At 72.6% G+C, this 14,657-nt stretch carries 11 protein-coding genes; 7 read left to right on the top strand and 4 right to left on the bottom strand.

Going from position 1 to position 14,657, the window contains the following annotated elements; translation table 11 throughout:
* Window positions 1–43 precede the first annotated feature (43 nt).
* The 3 genes from AB0K10_RS18240 to eccB all read right to left on the bottom strand — a co-directional run bounded on the left by AB0K10_RS18240 (window position 44) and on the right by eccB (window position 3,287).
* Window positions 44–1,297: a WXG100 family type VII secretion target gene (locus AB0K10_RS18240; protein WP_363684817.1), complete on the bottom strand. Its 1,254-nt coding sequence runs from the start codon at window positions 1,295–1,297 to the stop codon at window positions 44–46.
* Complete coding sequence (locus AB0K10_RS18245; protein ID WP_363684819.1) at window positions 1,290–1,658, bottom strand: hypothetical protein; 369 nt, start codon at window positions 1,656–1,658, stop codon at window positions 1,290–1,292. Before AB0K10_RS18245 ends, AB0K10_RS18240 begins: the two co-directional genes overlap by 8 nt.
* 87 nt (window positions 1,659–1,745) lie before the next feature.
* Window positions 1,746–3,287, bottom strand: a complete 1,542-nt coding sequence (gene eccB, locus AB0K10_RS18250) for a type VII secretion protein EccB (RefSeq protein ID WP_363684821.1) — start codon at window positions 3,285–3,287, stop codon at window positions 1,746–1,748.
* A gap of 159 nt (window positions 3,288–3,446) precedes the next feature.
* On the opposite strand from eccB, the gene AB0K10_RS18255 reads away from it, so the two are divergent.
* Window positions 3,447–4,634 carry a type VII secretion protein EccE gene (locus tag AB0K10_RS18255; RefSeq protein WP_363684823.1) on the top strand — a complete coding sequence of 396 codons (1,188 nt, stop codon included), beginning with the start codon at window positions 3,447–3,449 and terminating at the stop codon, window positions 4,632–4,634.
* A 20-nt stretch (window positions 4,635–4,654) separates the two neighbouring features.
* Here AB0K10_RS18255 and eccD read toward each other — a convergent pair whose 3' ends face one another.
* The gene (gene eccD, locus AB0K10_RS18260; protein ID WP_363684825.1) at window positions 4,655–6,073 is read right to left on the bottom strand and encodes a type VII secretion integral membrane protein EccD; all 1,419 of its coding nucleotides are present in this window, start codon (window positions 6,071–6,073) and stop codon (window positions 4,655–4,657) included.
* Window positions 6,074–6,220: 147 nt separating this feature from the next.
* Between eccD and eccCa the strand changes: the two genes are divergently transcribed.
* The 6 genes from eccCa (at window position 6,221) to AB0K10_RS18290 (ending at window position 14,611) form a co-directional block, all read left to right on the top strand.
* Window positions 6,221–10,183 carry a type VII secretion protein EccCa gene (gene eccCa, locus AB0K10_RS18265; protein WP_363684827.1) on the top strand — a complete coding sequence of 1,321 codons (3,963 nt, stop codon included), beginning with the start codon at window positions 6,221–6,223 and terminating at the stop codon, window positions 10,181–10,183.
* Window positions 10,184–10,464: 281 nt separating this feature from the next.
* The gene (locus tag AB0K10_RS18270; RefSeq protein ID WP_363684829.1) at window positions 10,465–10,773 is read left to right on the top strand and encodes a WXG100 family type VII secretion target; all 309 of its coding nucleotides are present in this window, start codon (window positions 10,465–10,467) and stop codon (window positions 10,771–10,773) included.
* A 25-nt stretch (window positions 10,774–10,798) separates the two neighbouring features.
* Window positions 10,799–11,077, top strand: a complete 279-nt coding sequence (locus AB0K10_RS18275; protein ID WP_007454922.1) for a WXG100 family type VII secretion target — start codon at window positions 10,799–10,801, stop codon at window positions 11,075–11,077.
* A 119-nt stretch (window positions 11,078–11,196) separates the two neighbouring features.
* A complete protein-coding gene (locus AB0K10_RS18280) occupies window positions 11,197–12,672 on the top strand; it encodes a S8 family serine peptidase (protein ID WP_363684831.1) in 1,476 nt (491 codons plus the stop codon).
* 37 nt (window positions 12,673–12,709) lie between these two features.
* On the top strand, window positions 12,710–13,273 hold the full coding sequence (locus tag AB0K10_RS18285) for a hypothetical protein (RefSeq protein ID WP_363684833.1): 564 nt from the start codon (window positions 12,710–12,712) through the stop codon (window positions 13,271–13,273).
* Between the two features lie 18 nt (window positions 13,274–13,291).
* Window positions 13,292–14,611, top strand: coding sequence for a hypothetical protein (locus AB0K10_RS18290; RefSeq protein WP_363684835.1), 1,320 nt, complete (start codon window positions 13,292–13,294; stop codon window positions 14,609–14,611).
* The last annotated feature ends 46 nt before the right edge of the window (window positions 14,612–14,657 follow it).

Here is a 14,657-nt window from a genome sequence, read left to right on the forward strand (position 1 = left end):
GCCGCCGACGGGTCAGCCGGCGGTGCCGAGCGCCATCGACCGGTCAGCCGGCGGTGCCGAGCACCGGCGGCGCTTCGTCCCCGGCGTCCCGCCACACCATCTCGTCCTCGGTCAGCCAGGTCAGCCGCTCGTCGGACTCGTCGTCCTCGGGGCGACCGTGCCCGCCGAGCACCCCGGGTCGGTTGGCGCCCCGGCCGTTGCCGGCCAGGCCCTGGCGGCCGCCGGCCGCCCGACCGGGCTCACCGCGACGACCGTCGACGCTGCGCCCGACGCCACTGGCGGAACGGTTCTCGGCGGCGGCAGCGCCACCGGTCGGCCGGGCCGCCGTGGTGGGCGTGCTGGTCGACCCGGCGAGCGCGGAGGTGCGCAGCACCCCACCGGCCGGTGCCCCGAAGAGCGGGCTCGACCCGCCTGCGGCGCTGGCGGCCACGGCGGTCGACCCGGACAGCCCGGCCAGGCCGGCCGCCCCGCCGAGCACCGGGTCCGCGCTGGCGAGGGAGGTGGTGCTGCCCTCGGCGCCGCTGGCGGCGCCCTCGGGCCCGATGACGACGACCGAGCTGCCGGCGTTCTGGCCGGGGATGGAACCACCCTCGCCGGCCGGCGGTGGTGCCACGCCGTCGGGCGTCGCGATGGTCGCGCCGCCGGTGTGCGCGGTCAGGCCGGTGGCGGTCGGAGCGGCCGACGGCGTCGTGGTGGCCGGGCCGCTGCGCGGCGTCGGCCGATCGTCGTTGGTCGTCTGCGGAGTGTCCGGGTGGGGGTGGGGCGGGTCGACCACCTGGTCGTAGGCGGACAGGTCGTAGCCGGCGGCCAGCTCGGCCACCACGTTCACCATCCGCTGGTGCGCCTTCTCCTGCTCTTCCTTGTCCTGCTGGTGGCCCAGGAAGCCTCCGACCACGATGCCCGGAACGCCGAAGGCGGCGCCCTTGAGCGCGCCCGAGACGGCCTGGTCGTTGTCGTCGGTCTCTTCCGGGCTCTCGGCCTGCTTGTGCGCGGTGCGCAGCTGGCCGGCCATCATGGTGAGGCCCTGCTTGACGCCGGCCATGCCCTCGCCCAGCGCGTCGGAGTGGTCGACGATCAGGGACAGCCGCCGCTGGAACTCCTGACCTGCCGAGCCGGTCCAGGTGTTGCCGAGCTTGTCGAGGTCGCCGCTCAACTCCCGGCTGAGGCCGTCCAGGATGCCCTTGAGGGCGGCCCACTGGGCGGCGATCCCGTCGATCTGCTCCGGATTGCCGGCCATCACCGCGTCGTACAGCTCGCGGTGGCTCTTGCCCTCGTAACGCTGGGTGTACTCAGACACGCGCGTCCCCCTTCGGCTGCAGCGCCCGGTCGACACCGGTCAGCGCGGCCGTGATGTCGGTGGCGTTGGCCGCGTTACGCGCCTCGGCGGTGCGGTAGTTGGCCAGGATGGTGCTGGTCGCCTGCTGCGCAGCCTGCACGGCCTGCCGGAGTCGCTCGGCCTGGTCCACGTACGACTGGTGAACCTCGCTGTAGCGGCGCGAATTCTGGGTCGCGTCGGTGAACGTGCCCAACGCGGGTGGACTGCACTGCATCTCGGTGTTGAGCTTGCGCAGCACCGACTCGGCCTGACTCAGCCGCGATGCCAGGTGCTGGTGGAAGTCCTCAAGGGACAGCGGGTCGACTTCCGTACGGCCGGTCATGGCAACATCCCCGTCGTTCTGGTTGACAACCGTCAGCGAAACCAGGTTAGTCCACCGCCGCGACCCGGGGCGACCCGTCCGAACGGCTCAGTCGTCGGCGCCGATCGATGCCGCGGGCAGCCCGCCGCCCGTGCCGCCGTTCGTCGGGGCGCCAGTGCCCGGGGCGCCGGCAGCCGGAGTGGATGACGTCGGCTGTGGCACGGACGCGGTCGCCGGCGCGTCACCGGGCGCGAACTGCACCAGCGCGTCCGCCAGGTCCAGGGTCGGCCCGGTCGGGATCAACGCGAGCAGCGAGCCGGGCACCGCCAGCGGGGTGACCCCTTCGTAGCCGAGCGCCCCCAGTGTCTCGGCGGAACCGAGCGGGTACCGGACGCCCTGCGGGCTGATCAGGTAGACAGTCGCACCGGCGGCGCCGGAACCGCTGGTGCCGGCGCCGGGCGCGGCCTGGGCCAGTACGCCCTTGCCGCCGGGCAGCAGCACCGACTCGGCCGTGCGGAGCGCGTCCCGGTTGGTCTGGCGCACCGGCACCGAGCCGGGCTCGTTCGCCGTCAGCTCCGCCGGAGCACGGTCGAAGACCTCCAGGGTGGTGGTCGGGGGACCACCGCCGGTGCCGGCCCGGTACGTCGCGCAGAGCAGCGTCTGCCCGGCCCGAGCCTGGTACAGGGTGGGCAGCGTCCGGGGCATTCCGTCCGCGTCCACCCGCTGCTCGGTCAACAGTCGACCGGCCTGGTCCGGCGTGATGTCGGTGATCTGACCACCGCCGCTGATGAGCAGCAGGGCCGTGATCTCACTGATCGAGACGAGCCCTTCCCGTGCGAGTACGTAGTGCTGCCCCGCCGCCTGAAAGACCTGACCGATGGTCGCGGGTCGGTCGGCGACGCTCAGGCCGCTCCGGTCGCCCATCCCGGGCAGTGACGGCTTGCGCAGCGGCGGCCCGGCCGGTACGGCGTTGAGCAGTTGCTGGCCGACCGGCAGCGGCGCCGTGCCTGTCATCCGCAGCGCGGCGACCGCCTGGTCACCGCCGCGCACCTCGAGCCGGGAGTTGCCGGTGAGCAGGTGTCGCTGACCGTCCACGGTGACCAGTACCGCCCGGTCGCCGAGCGGCGCGCCGCCGGGCAGCGCGCGGTCGATCACGACGCGGGTGGTGGAGTGACGCGGGTCGGTCGGGTCGGGCACGTCGCAGACAGACCACGGCAGACCGGTCAACGACTTGCGGTCGGGCAGCGCGTCGGGCGCGCCGACGATACCGACGGTCTGGCCACGTGGCCTGTCGCGCAGCGCGGCCTGCGACATGGTGCGTACCGCGGGGTCGGGCACGTTCAGGATCAGCCGTGCCGAGGTGTAGTTGAGCGTGGGGTGCAGCTGCCCCTCGGCGAACACGTACGTCGCGCCGGTCTCGCGCTCGATGACGAGCGTGTTCTCCTCCAGCGGCGCGGTGTTCCCGGTCAACTGGCCGTACGCACCCACGCCGCCGAGCACCACCGCCGCGGCGATCACACTGCCGAAGACCGCCATGCCGAGCCGACGCATCGGCAGGTTGGTCGTCTCCGGATCGCCCGACATGAGCGCGGAGACGATCCGACGGGTGACGAAGCGGTACGCCTGCACCTGATCGCGGCGGGTCCGCATGACTTACCTCCGGCGGGGTGGATCCGCGACGATGTCCTCGGGGTGCCGTCGCGGGCTTCCCTACGATAAGGGTCCGACGGCGGGTCCTCGGGGCCGCCGCCGGATCGGTGCCGGGTAGACCCGGCACAGGGCCATGCCGTCCAGGAGGGACAGTCAGCGATGACGCAGGTTCAGGCGCCACCCGCCCGAGCGGTCACGGGGCCGTCCGACATCCCGGCACGGGCCACCCCGGCGGCCGACCGGCCGGGCCGGGGTCGCATCGGTCCTGTGCTGGTCGGCCAGCTCGTCGTCCTCGAGGTGTGTGCCGTCGCCGTCTGGGCCGCGACGGCCGGTCCGAGCTGGCTGCTGGCCACGGTGGCCGTCCTGGCGCTGGCCGTCGTGGTTGCCACGTTCGCCCGCCGTGGCGGTCGCTGGTGGTTCGACGACGTGCTGCTGCGTCGCCGGCTGCGCCTCCGTAACGAACGGGCGGCGGCCGCGCTGGCCGGCGGCACCGCCGTGGATCCCCGGCTGGCCGCGCTCGCGCCCGAGCTGGACGTCATCGAGTTGACCGACCGGGGCACCCGGCTCGGCATCGGGCAGGACGACCAGGGCTGGTTCGCCGCGGTCGCGCTGCAACCGGTCACCGGCGCCGCGGTCGGCTCGGTGGAGGCGTCGACAGTCGATCACGCGTTGCGGGTGCTCGCCGACTTCACAGCCCCGGTGTCCAGGACCCAGGTGGTCGCGCACACCCTGGTCTGGTACCCGGCCCCCGGTGCGCCGCCGGCAGCGCACCGGACCGTCTGGGTGGCGCTGCGGCTCACGGTCGCGGACGCACGGGTCGAGACGGTGAGCCGGGGCGGTGGGCTGCCCGGTGTCCATCGGACGTTGGCCGCCGGGATCGGCCGGTTGGGCAAGGCGCTGACGGCGGCCGGTTTGGCCCACCGCCCGCTGGGTCGCGACGAGCTGCGCGCCGCGGTGGTGTCGGCAGCCGGGTTGGACCTGGTGCCGGAGCCGCCGACGGAGAACTGGCGTGGGCTGCGCGGCGGCGGCTGGACGCACCGCTGCCTGACCCTGCGGGGTCGGCCGGACGCGCCGCTCGGTCCCTTGGTGGACGCCATCACCGCCACGTCGGCCCCCTCGCACACGGTGGCCGCGGCGGTGTCGCCCGACGGGCGCGTGGCGGCGCCTCTGCTCCGGGTCGCGGCCATGGACAACCACGTCGAGGCGCTGGTCAAGGTCGTCCGGGATGTCGCACACCGCGCCGGCACGCCGGCCCGGCCGATGGACGGGCAGCACGCCCCGGGCGTCTACGCCAGCGCGCCTGTCGCGTCGACGCTGGGCGGCGTTGGAGGCCGGCAACCCCGCTGACGTCGCGGTGGCCCCGACGGTCAGGGCCGCAGGTTGACGATCCAGCCGTACAGGCCGCAGACCCAGAAGGCGAGCGGCACCAGCGCGATGATCAGCATGATCTCGACGATGTCGAGCAGCCGGCCCCACACCGGCGAGATGCGCTTGCCGGCGACGGTCAGGCCGTAGATCAGGCTGACCATGGCCGCCAGCAGCAGGCCGCCGAGGATCAGACCGAGCCGGACCGGAAGCGATCCACCCGCGAAGGTGGCGGCGGCGGCCAGGCCCAGACCGACGGTGCCGGTGAGCAGCACCGGAACGCGCTGGGCCCGACCCAGGAGCGGCCGCGCCCGCAGCATCGACAGCAGGGCCAGCACCAGGCACAGCAGTACGGCCGCCAGACTGCCGTCCAGGGCCAGCACCAGCTGCGCGCCGAGCACCAGCACCGAGACCGTCCACAGCAGACCCGTGAGGAACTGGTCGGCCCGGTCGCTCCGCTCGAGCACCTGCCGCCCGTCCACCGACTCGCTGTCGGTCTTCAGGTCGTCCGGGCCGGTCGGGATCGACGGCACCGGCAGTCGGGCCAGCCGGTAGGCCACCATCGGCAGCGCCGGCACCACGCCGAACGCGACAGCCGCCACCACCGCGGCCCCGGCCGCGGCGTCGATGCCGAGGACCAGGCAGAGCAGCGCGCCCAGACCCATCCCCGCGCCCACCCCGATCGCGGCGAAGAAGAGCGGGTACCGGTCACCGACGGCCAGCACGGCCACGGCCCCGGCGACGACCACGGCGGTGGCCGCGAGAAGAACGTGCGGACTGGCCAGCTCGGTCAGCTTTCGGTCACCGGCGAGCAGCAGCAGACCGCCGGTGCCCGCGTACACCAGCCCGACCATCGCCAGCACCGAGCCCGTCCGGGTGTCACCCGCCGCCCGGGAGAGCACCGCCGCGCCGACCAGCAGTGCCACCGCGACCAGCGCGGCCGACAGAGCGCCGGGCAGGTGGGGAGGGCCGGTGAATAGTGCGGCCACGGCGCCGGCGCCGAAGGCCGCCGCGGCGAACAGCACCGCGAACGAGCGGGTCGCGGCGACCTGCCAGGAACCCGGTCGCTGGGTGGTCGCGGTCGCGACCGCGTCCACCACGTCGTCGAAGACGATCTCCGGAGCGGTCGCGGACCGGGGATTGAAGTACAACACCTCGCCGTCGCGGACACCGAGCTGCGCGGCCGTACGACCGCCGTCCAGAGGTGCGCCACCCAGCCGGGACAGCGCCCAGCCGCCGTGCCGCACCCCGTCGTCGGCCAGGTCCTCCCCGGCGTAACGCAGCAGGGTGGGCAGAAGGTCCGCCATCGGTACGTCCGAGGGCAGGGCCAGATCCATCCGGGTACGAGGAGCCACAATGGTGATCCGGCTCAGGCCACCGGTCGCCGTCTTCGTCGCCACAGTGGCCTCCTGGGTGTCCATCTACGATCATCGGGCCCGTAGTGCCACGGTGCGGGTGCACCGCGCCCACGGGAGATTACCTACGATGGCGGGCACGTACAGTGCCCACCCGCGGGCTTCGAGTCGCGTCGGCACGACAGCAGGGCCGCTTCTGGGGAGGAGACAGCCGTGAGCACGGTGGTGTTCCGCCGACTCCCGCGCCAGCCGGGGCCGGCCTTGCCGCGCGGCGAGGTGGTGCTGGAGTCCCCGCCCGAGCTACCCGAGCCGACGCCCCGCGGGATGGGGCAACTGCTCATGATCCTGCCGATGGTCTGCGGTGTCGGCGCGATGGCGTTCCTCTACGCCGGCCGGGGCGGCGGCATGATGACGTACGTCGCCGGTGGGCTGTTCGGGGTGTCGATGCTCGGCATGGCCATCGGTTCGCTCAGCAACGGCGGCAACGACAAGGCCGAGCTGAACGCCGACCGCCGCGACTACATGCGCTACCTGGCGCAGATGCGCAAGCGCACCCGGCGGGCGGCGGCCCAGCAGCGGGACGCGATGAACTGGCGGCACCCCGAGCCCGACGCGCTGTGGTCGATAGCCGCGTCCCGGCGGCTGTGGGAGCGGCGGATCACCGAACCCGACTTCGGTGAGACCCGGATCGCGCTCGGCCCGCAGCGGCTGGCCGTGGAGATCGTTCCCCCGGAGACCAAGCCGGTGGAGGACCTGGAGCCGATGAGCGCCATCGCGCTGCGTCGGTTCGTGCGTGCACACACCACCGTGCCCGACCTGCCGACCGCGCTGTCGGTGCGCGCCTTCAGCCGGGTGGTGCTGCGCGGCGACCGGGAGCCGGTGCTCGACCTGACCCGGGCGGCCCTGGGCCAGCTGGCGACCTTCCACGCCCCGGACGACCTGGTCGTCGCCGTTGTCGCCGCGCCCGACCGGCAGTCGGCCTGGAACTGGGTGAAGTGGCTACCCCACGCCCACCACGCCGGTCGGACGGATGCCGCAGGCGCGCGCCGGCTGGTCTTCGCCAGCCTGGCCGAGGCCGAAGAGTCCCTCGCCGCCGAACTGGCCGGGCGACCCCGGTTCGCGCCCGAGGCCAAGGCGCTGACCACCGCGCCACACCTGGTCGTGGTGGTCGACGGTGGCGAGATCTCCCCGACCTGTCAGCTGGTGGGCCAGGGCCTGCTCGGCGTCACCCTGATCGACCTCTCCGGGACGGTGCCGCGCGACGCCGGTCGGTGGCTGCTCTGCCTGGACGTGGGCGACGGCAGCACCCTCGACCTGATCCGGGGCAGCTCGTCGTCGCGGCTCGGGCGACCCGACCGGCTCACCGCCGAGGCCGCCGAGGGCCTGGCCCGGCAGATCGCGCCGTACCGCCTGTCGCAGCAGCAGGCCAGCAACGAGGAGCCGCTGGCCCGCAGCACGGAGCTGCCCGACCTGCTCGGCGTCGGCGACGCCGCCGCAGTGGACGTGCACCAGACCTGGCGGCCGCGCGGTCACCGGGACCGGCTGCGCATCCCGCTCGGCGTCGGCCCGGACGGCAACGTCGTCGAACTGGACTTCAAGGAGTCGGCGCACGAGGGCATGGGCCCGCACGGCCTGGTCATCGGCGCGACCGGCTCCGGCAAGAGCGAACTGCTCCGTACGGTGGTGGCCGCGCTGGCGGTGACCCACTCGTCGGAGGAGCTGAACTTCGTCCTGGTGGACTTCAAGGGCGGCGCGACGTTCGCCTCGCTGGACGCGCTGCCGCACACCAGCGCGGTGATCACGAACCTGGCTGACGAGCTGCCGTTGGTCGACCGTATGCGTGACGCGCTGGCCGGTGAGATGGTGCGCCGGCAGGAGCTGCTGCGCGCGGCGGGCAACTACGTGTCCCGTTTCGAGTACGAGAAGGCCCGGGCGGCCGGTGAGCCGTTGGCGCCGATGCCGAGCCTGCTGATCATCTGTGACGAGTTCAGCGAGTTGCTGGCCGCGAAGCCGGACTTCATCGACCTCTTCGTGATGATCGGCCGGCTGGGCCGATCCCTCGGTGTGCACCTGCTGCTGGCCTCGCAGCGCCTCGAGGAGGGCAAGCTGCGCGGCCTGGACACCCACCTGTCGTACCGGATCGGTCTGCGGACCTTCTCGGCGGTGGAGAGCCGGATCGTGCTCGGCGTGCCGGACGCGTACGAGCTGCCGAACGCTCCCGGGCACGGCTACCTGAAGACGGACACCAGCACGATGCTGCGCTTCCGGGCCGCGTACGTCTCGGGGCCGTACCGGGCGCCCGGCCAGCAGGTCACCGCGTCGCAGGCCCTGGTGCAGCGCCGGATCGTGCCGTACGGCGTCGACTTCATCCCGGCGCAGGCCCCGCAGGTGTCGGTGGACGCCGTGCCGGAGCCGGAGCAGCCGGCCGACGGCAAGGCCGTCGCGATGCTGGACGTCCTGATCGACCAGCTCAAGGGTCGGGGCCGCCCCGCGCACCAGGTGTGGCTGCCGCCGCTGGCGGACCCGCCGGGCCTGGGCGAGCTGCTCGGCCCGCTGGCCGTCGACCCGACCTACGGGCTCTGCACGGCGTCCTGGCCGGGCCGCGGTCGCCTCACGGTGCCGGTCGGGGTGGTGGACCGCCCGTACGAGCAGCGCCGTGACCCGATGATGGTCGAGCTGGCCGGCGCGGGCGGCAACGTGGTCATCGTCGGCAGCTCGCTCAGTGGCAAGAGCACCATGCTGCGGTCGCTGCTGGCCTCGCTGGCGCTCACCCACACGCCGCGCGAGGTGCAGTTCTTCTGTCTGGACTTCGGCGGTGGCGCGCTGCGCAGCCTGGAGCGTCTGCCGCACATGGCCGGCGTGGCCGGCCGGCGCGACATCGAGGCGGTACGTCGCACGGTGGCCGAGGTCGTCGCGGTGCTGGACGAGCGGGAGACGCGTTTCGCCCAGTACGGCATCGATTCGGTGGCGAGCTACCGCCGTCGCCGGGCCGCCGGTGAGTTCGCCGACGACCCGTTCGGCGACGTGTTCCTGGTGGTCGACGGCTGGAACACGCTGCGCCAGGACTACGAGGAGCTGGAGCAGACGATCACGACGCTCGCCAACCGGGGTCTCGGCTTCGGGGTGCACGTGGTGCTCACGGCGGTGCGCTGGGCGGAAATCCGGATCAACATGCGCGATCTGCTCGGCACCAAGCTGGAGCTGCGCCTGGGCGACGCGGCGGAGTCCGAGATCGACAGGCGATCGGCGATGAACGTGCCGGAGAAGTCACCCGGTCGCGGCCTGACCCGGGACAAGCTGCACTTCCTGACCGCCATCTCGCGGATCGACGGTCGGCGCGACATCGAGGATCTGAGCGAGGCGTCGACAGCGCTGGCCGGGCACGTGGCGGCGAACTGGCCGGGGCGTCCGGCGCCGAAGGTGCGGCTGCTGCCGCGCCGGCTGCCGGTGTCCGAGCTGGCCCGCATCATCGACCGGTCGGCGCCCGGTCTGCCGATCGGCGTCAACGAGTCGGCGCTCGCGCCGGTCTACCTGGACCTGGCCAACGAGCCGCACCTGACGGTGTTCGGTGACGCCGAGTGCGGCAAGACCAACCTGCTGCGGCTGATCGCCCGGGGCATCACCGAGCGGTACACGCCGGCCCAGGCGCGGCTGGTGATCGCCGATTACCGGCGGGGGCTGCTGGGCGCGGTGGAGGGCGATCACCTGCTCGACTACGCGCCCTCCAACCAGGCGTTCGCGCAGGGGCTCGGCTCGATCCGCAGCGCGCTGTCCAATCGGTTGCCCGGCCCGGACGTGACCACCGCCCAACTGCGCGACCGCAGCTGGTGGAAGGGTCCGGACCTGTACATCCTGGTGGACGACTACGACCTGGTGGCGTCCGGTGGCAGCAACCCGCTGAGTGCCCTGCACGAGCTGCTGCCGCAGGCCCGGGACATCGGTCTGCACCTGATCGTCACGCGCCGGGTCGGCGGGGTGTCCCGGGCGCTCTACGAGCCGGTGCTGCAACGGTTACGCGAACTGGACTCACCCGGCCTGCTGATGTCCGGCAACCGGGAGGAGGGCGCGGTCTTCGGCACGCTGCGTCCGAGCCCGCAGCCACCCGGTCGGGGCACGCTCGTCCGTCGGCGCGACGGTCAGCAGTTGATCCAGACCGCCTGGTGCGAGCCGGCCTGACCGAGCGTTCCGGGCCGGCTCGTGGGGTGCGACCGTCCGGTGTCGACGGTGACGACGCGGCGATCCCGGACCCCGTTCGGGTCGGAATCCCGTCCGAACGGGTGGCACAAACGACGCGATTCACCGCCATCCATCGATCGTGGCCGGTCAGGGCTGCGATGGCTGGACAGATTCCGCTACGGTCTCAGGTGGAGTGTCCGTCGGTGGGGTGTTGCTGCCTTGCCGCGGGGGAGGGGCGCGGCAAAGCCGCCGCCACACAACATGACGGAAGGGTGTGAAGCATGGCGTTCGAGGTCGAAGCTGCGACTCTCCATACCGCCGCGAGTGACGTGCGGTCCACGCGTAGCGAGGTCGACGGCGAGCTGAAGAAGCTGTGGAACGTAGTCGACGACCTGGCCATGGCGTGGAAGGGTCAGGCGTCCACGGGCTTCCAGTCGCTCATGCAGCGCTGGAGCGAAGACACCGGCAACCTGCTGACCGCGATGGACAGCATCGCGGACCTGCTCGACAAGTCGGGTACGACGCACCAGGTCAACGACGAAGAGCAGCAGCAGATGCTGGACAAGTTCCACTCTGCTCTCAACCCGTGATCCGCAGCCAGCAGAGGAGGAAGTCGTGACGATCAAGGTTGACTACGCGGTCCTCGAGAGCAGCAACCAGCAGATGCAGGCGATCTCGAAGACCATCGACGAGAAGCTGGACACGCTGCGGTCGATGCTGTCCAAGCTCGAGTGGGAGGGTGAGGACCGCACCGCCTACGAGCAGCACCAGGCGAAGTGGGACTCGTCAGTTCGGGACATCAACCGGATCCTGAACGAGATCGGTGGTGCCGTCGGCATCGCCCGCGAGAACTACGTCTCCACCGAGATGAGCAACTCCAAGGTGTGGGGCTGAGACAATCACCGATGCGGCTCCGGTCCGGCTCGACCGGGCCGGAGCCGCATTGTGTTGGCGTCGGCACAGGTACTGGGAGAGCGATGCGTACGGGGAAGCCTTTCCGATCGACACGGGCCGTGGCCGCGGCCGCGCTGGCGTTGTGCGCCGCGCTGACCCCCGCGGTGACTGTCGCGCCGCCGCCGGCTCAGGCCGCTGACACCGTCCGTGGCCTCCAGTGGTACCTGGACTACCTCAAGGTCCCCGCCGCCCACAAGATCACCAAGGGTACGGGTGTCGTGGTCGCCGTCATCGACAGCGGTGTGGAGGCCAGCCATCCCGACCTGCGCGGGCAGGTGCTGGCGGGGCACGGCACCAGCGCCTCGGCCGCCCGGGACGGGCAGCGTGACGACGACAAGGTGAAGGGGCACGGCACCTCGATGGCCGGCATCATCGCCGGGCGCGGCGGTGGCGCGATGCACGAGCTGGGCATCGCCCCGGGCGCGAAGATCCTCCCGGTCTCGATGGGCGACACGTTCAACAACCAGGACGTGCTCCTGGGTGTTCGGTGGGCCGCGGACAACGGCGCGGACGTCATCAACCTCTCCGTCGGTGCTGGCAACAGGACGGCCCCCCCAGATCTGGTGGATGCCATCAACTACGCCTTGAGCAAGAACGTCGTGGTGGTGGCCTCCGCGGGCAACGTCGAGCAGGGCGACCGTGAGGTAACCGCGCCCGCCAACATCCCCGGCGTCATCGCCGTTTCCGGTTTCGACAAGCGGGGCCGCTTCTTCGCCGGCTCGGTGCAGGGGCCCGAGACGGTGATCGCCGGCCCGATGGACAGCATCATCGGGCCGGCACCCAAGGGGGTCTCGCCGAACGGCTACTCGGTGGGCAGCGGCACGAGTTCCGCTGCCGCCATCATCTCCGGGGTGGTGGCGCTGATCCGTTCCGAGTACCCGAACCTCGACGCGGCCAACGTCATCAACCGGCTGATCAAGACCGCTCGCGACGCCGGGCCGTCCGGCCGTGACCCGCAGTTCGGCTTCGGCACTGTCGACCTGATGGCAGCGCTGACCCGGTCTGTGCCCCCGGTGACGGCGAACCCGCTGCTGGAGGGTGGGGCGGCCGGCCCGACCCGTCCCGGCGGTGCCGCCGCGCGACCCGGCGACGACGACGGTCCCGCCGTTGAGTTCGGAGTGACGAACAAGGCCGGCGCGATCGTCCAGGTGGGGCTCTGTCTGGGCGTGCCGATTGTCGCGCTGATCGTCCTGCTGGTGGTGCTGCGACGCCGCAAGCGGCGCCCACCGCCGGCCGGCGGCCCGTACCCCGGCGTACCCGGCACGCCGCCACCCGGCTGGCCCGCTACCCAGCCGACACCGGCCGGGTACGGCCCGCCGCCGCAGCACCCTGCGGGATACGGCCCGCCGCCGCAGCACCCTGCGGGATACGGCCCGCCGCCGCAGCACCCTGCGGGATACGGCCCGCCGCCGGGCCAGCCCGCGCAGGGCTATCCGTCGGCGCCAACCGCTCCGGCGCAGCCGCCGGGCGCGTCGGGCGGGCCGGGCTCGGCCCAGGCGCCACCACCATCCGGCCCGCACCAGCAACAACAGTGAGCGCAGACCACCAGTCAGGGTTTCGGGGAGGGGACCGATGACGGACGACAGGACCAGCCAGCCGGCACGGTACGAGAACGACGACCTCTACATCCCGGTGCCGGTTGGCGGGTTGCCGACGTCGGGTCTGGCCATCACCGGCCTGGACATCGACAACGTCAACCACGCCGAGACGCCGAAGGGTCTGGTCACCGCGCCAGGCGAGGCCGGCGTCAAGACCGAGTGGGACGCGACAAGCCTGGACTCGGCCATCACCTGGCTGGAGACCCATGCCGCGTACCTGAACAAGCTCTCCTACGACATGGTCGACATCCAGGACCTGATGGGTGGCGCGGCCAGCGGCGTGGCCGGCGGAGCCGGCGGGCAGCCGAGCCCGCTCGGCGGGTTCGACTGGGCGGCCCGGTTGGCCGCCAAGCACCAGGGGCTCTACCAGGGCACCGAGTCCGGTGTCCGGAAGCTCTCGCAGAGCCTGTACGACGCGGCGGAGGCGCTGCGCCAGGTCAAGCAGAACTACGACACGGCGGAGGAACAGAACAGGATGTCCGCCGCCGACATGCAGCGTGTCTTCGGTGACGTGGCCGGCAACGGCGACGGTCGCTAGGACGGGGGAGGACGGCAGATGGGCCTGAGCTGGGAAGAGATGTGCCAGAAGGTCGTCATCGACGGCCGGCCGGGCGACGTGGAGAGCGCCGCCCTCGGCTGGGAACAGCTGATCAAGAATCTGAACAACGTCAAGCAGAGCCTCGACACCAACATCAAGGACCTGGGCACGACCTGGAAGGGCCCCGCGTACGAGGCGTTCAAGGGTCATGTCGAGCAGATCTCCAAGGACACCGGGCAGATCGTGGCGGACGCGGAGAAGGGCACCGGCATCGTCCAGTCGCTCAAGACCGCCGCCGACAAGCTCACCGCGGCCCAGCGGGATTTTCCGATCCCGGCGACCTGCGTCAACGACGTCCTGGAGGCGCGCAACGCCAAGCTGACCCTCGGGGTCGGCTTCTTCGAGGCGAAGGTCTCGCCGGACTTCCTGGGCTGGTTCGACCCGGTGACCGCGATCGCCGACTGGATCAACGACCAGTCGGAGGACGCGGCCAGGGTCTTCCAGCAGGTGAGCGGCGACTACCAGGCCATTGCCCCCGGCACCCCGGGCGACGCCGGCCAAATTGGCAATCAGACGCCGACGAAGCAGATCCCCAACCTGGACAACGGCGGCGGCGGTGGGGGCGGCGGCGGTGGTGTGCCGAAGCTCGGTGGCGGCCCGTCCGCCGGCGACCTGGGTGCCAAGCCCTCAATCGGTGCCACCGCCATGCCGGACACCGGCAATCTGCCCAGCGGCTCGGGCGCCCACCCGGATCTCTCCGGTGGGTACGACTCCGGCACGGGCAACTACCCGGGCACCGGTGGCGTCCCGGGCGTCGGCGGCGCGGGCGACGAGTTCAGCAGCGGCCTCGCGGGTGCGGGCGGCGGTTCGCCGGGCCTCGGCTCCGGCCTCGGAGGCGGTGGCCTGGGCTCCGGTGGCCTGGGCTCGTCCGGTGGGCTCGGCAGTGGCGGCGGCGTGGGCAGCGCCGGGGCACTCGCGGGTGGCGGCGCGCTCGGTCGGGCGGTCTCCCCGGGCATGGGCCCGATGATGGGTGGCGGCGCGGCGGGTGCCGGTCGCGGCGGTGGCCGGGGCGCCGGTGGTCGACTCGGCGGCGGCAAGCTGGGCGGCGGCATGGCACCCGGCATGGGAGGTGGCGGCGGTGCCGGTCGGGGCGGTGCCGGGCGTGGCGCGGCGGGCGCCGGTGGCCGGGGTGCGGGTGCTCGGGGCGCCGGTGGTGTGGCCGGGGCGGGCAACGGCGCCGGCTACGGCGAGGAGGACACCGCCCGCAACACCTGGCTGGAGGAGGACGAGGACGTGTGGGGCGCGGACGGCGGTGGCACCTCCGGCATCCTGCGCTGAACTTCTCGCGCCACGGCGCTGCTGCGGCCGACCGCAGCAGCGCCGT

Origin of the sequence: Micromonospora sp. NPDC049274 (assembly GCF_040678875.1) — a bacterium.
Classification (GTDB): Bacteria; Actinomycetota; Actinomycetes; order Mycobacteriales; family Micromonosporaceae; genus Micromonospora.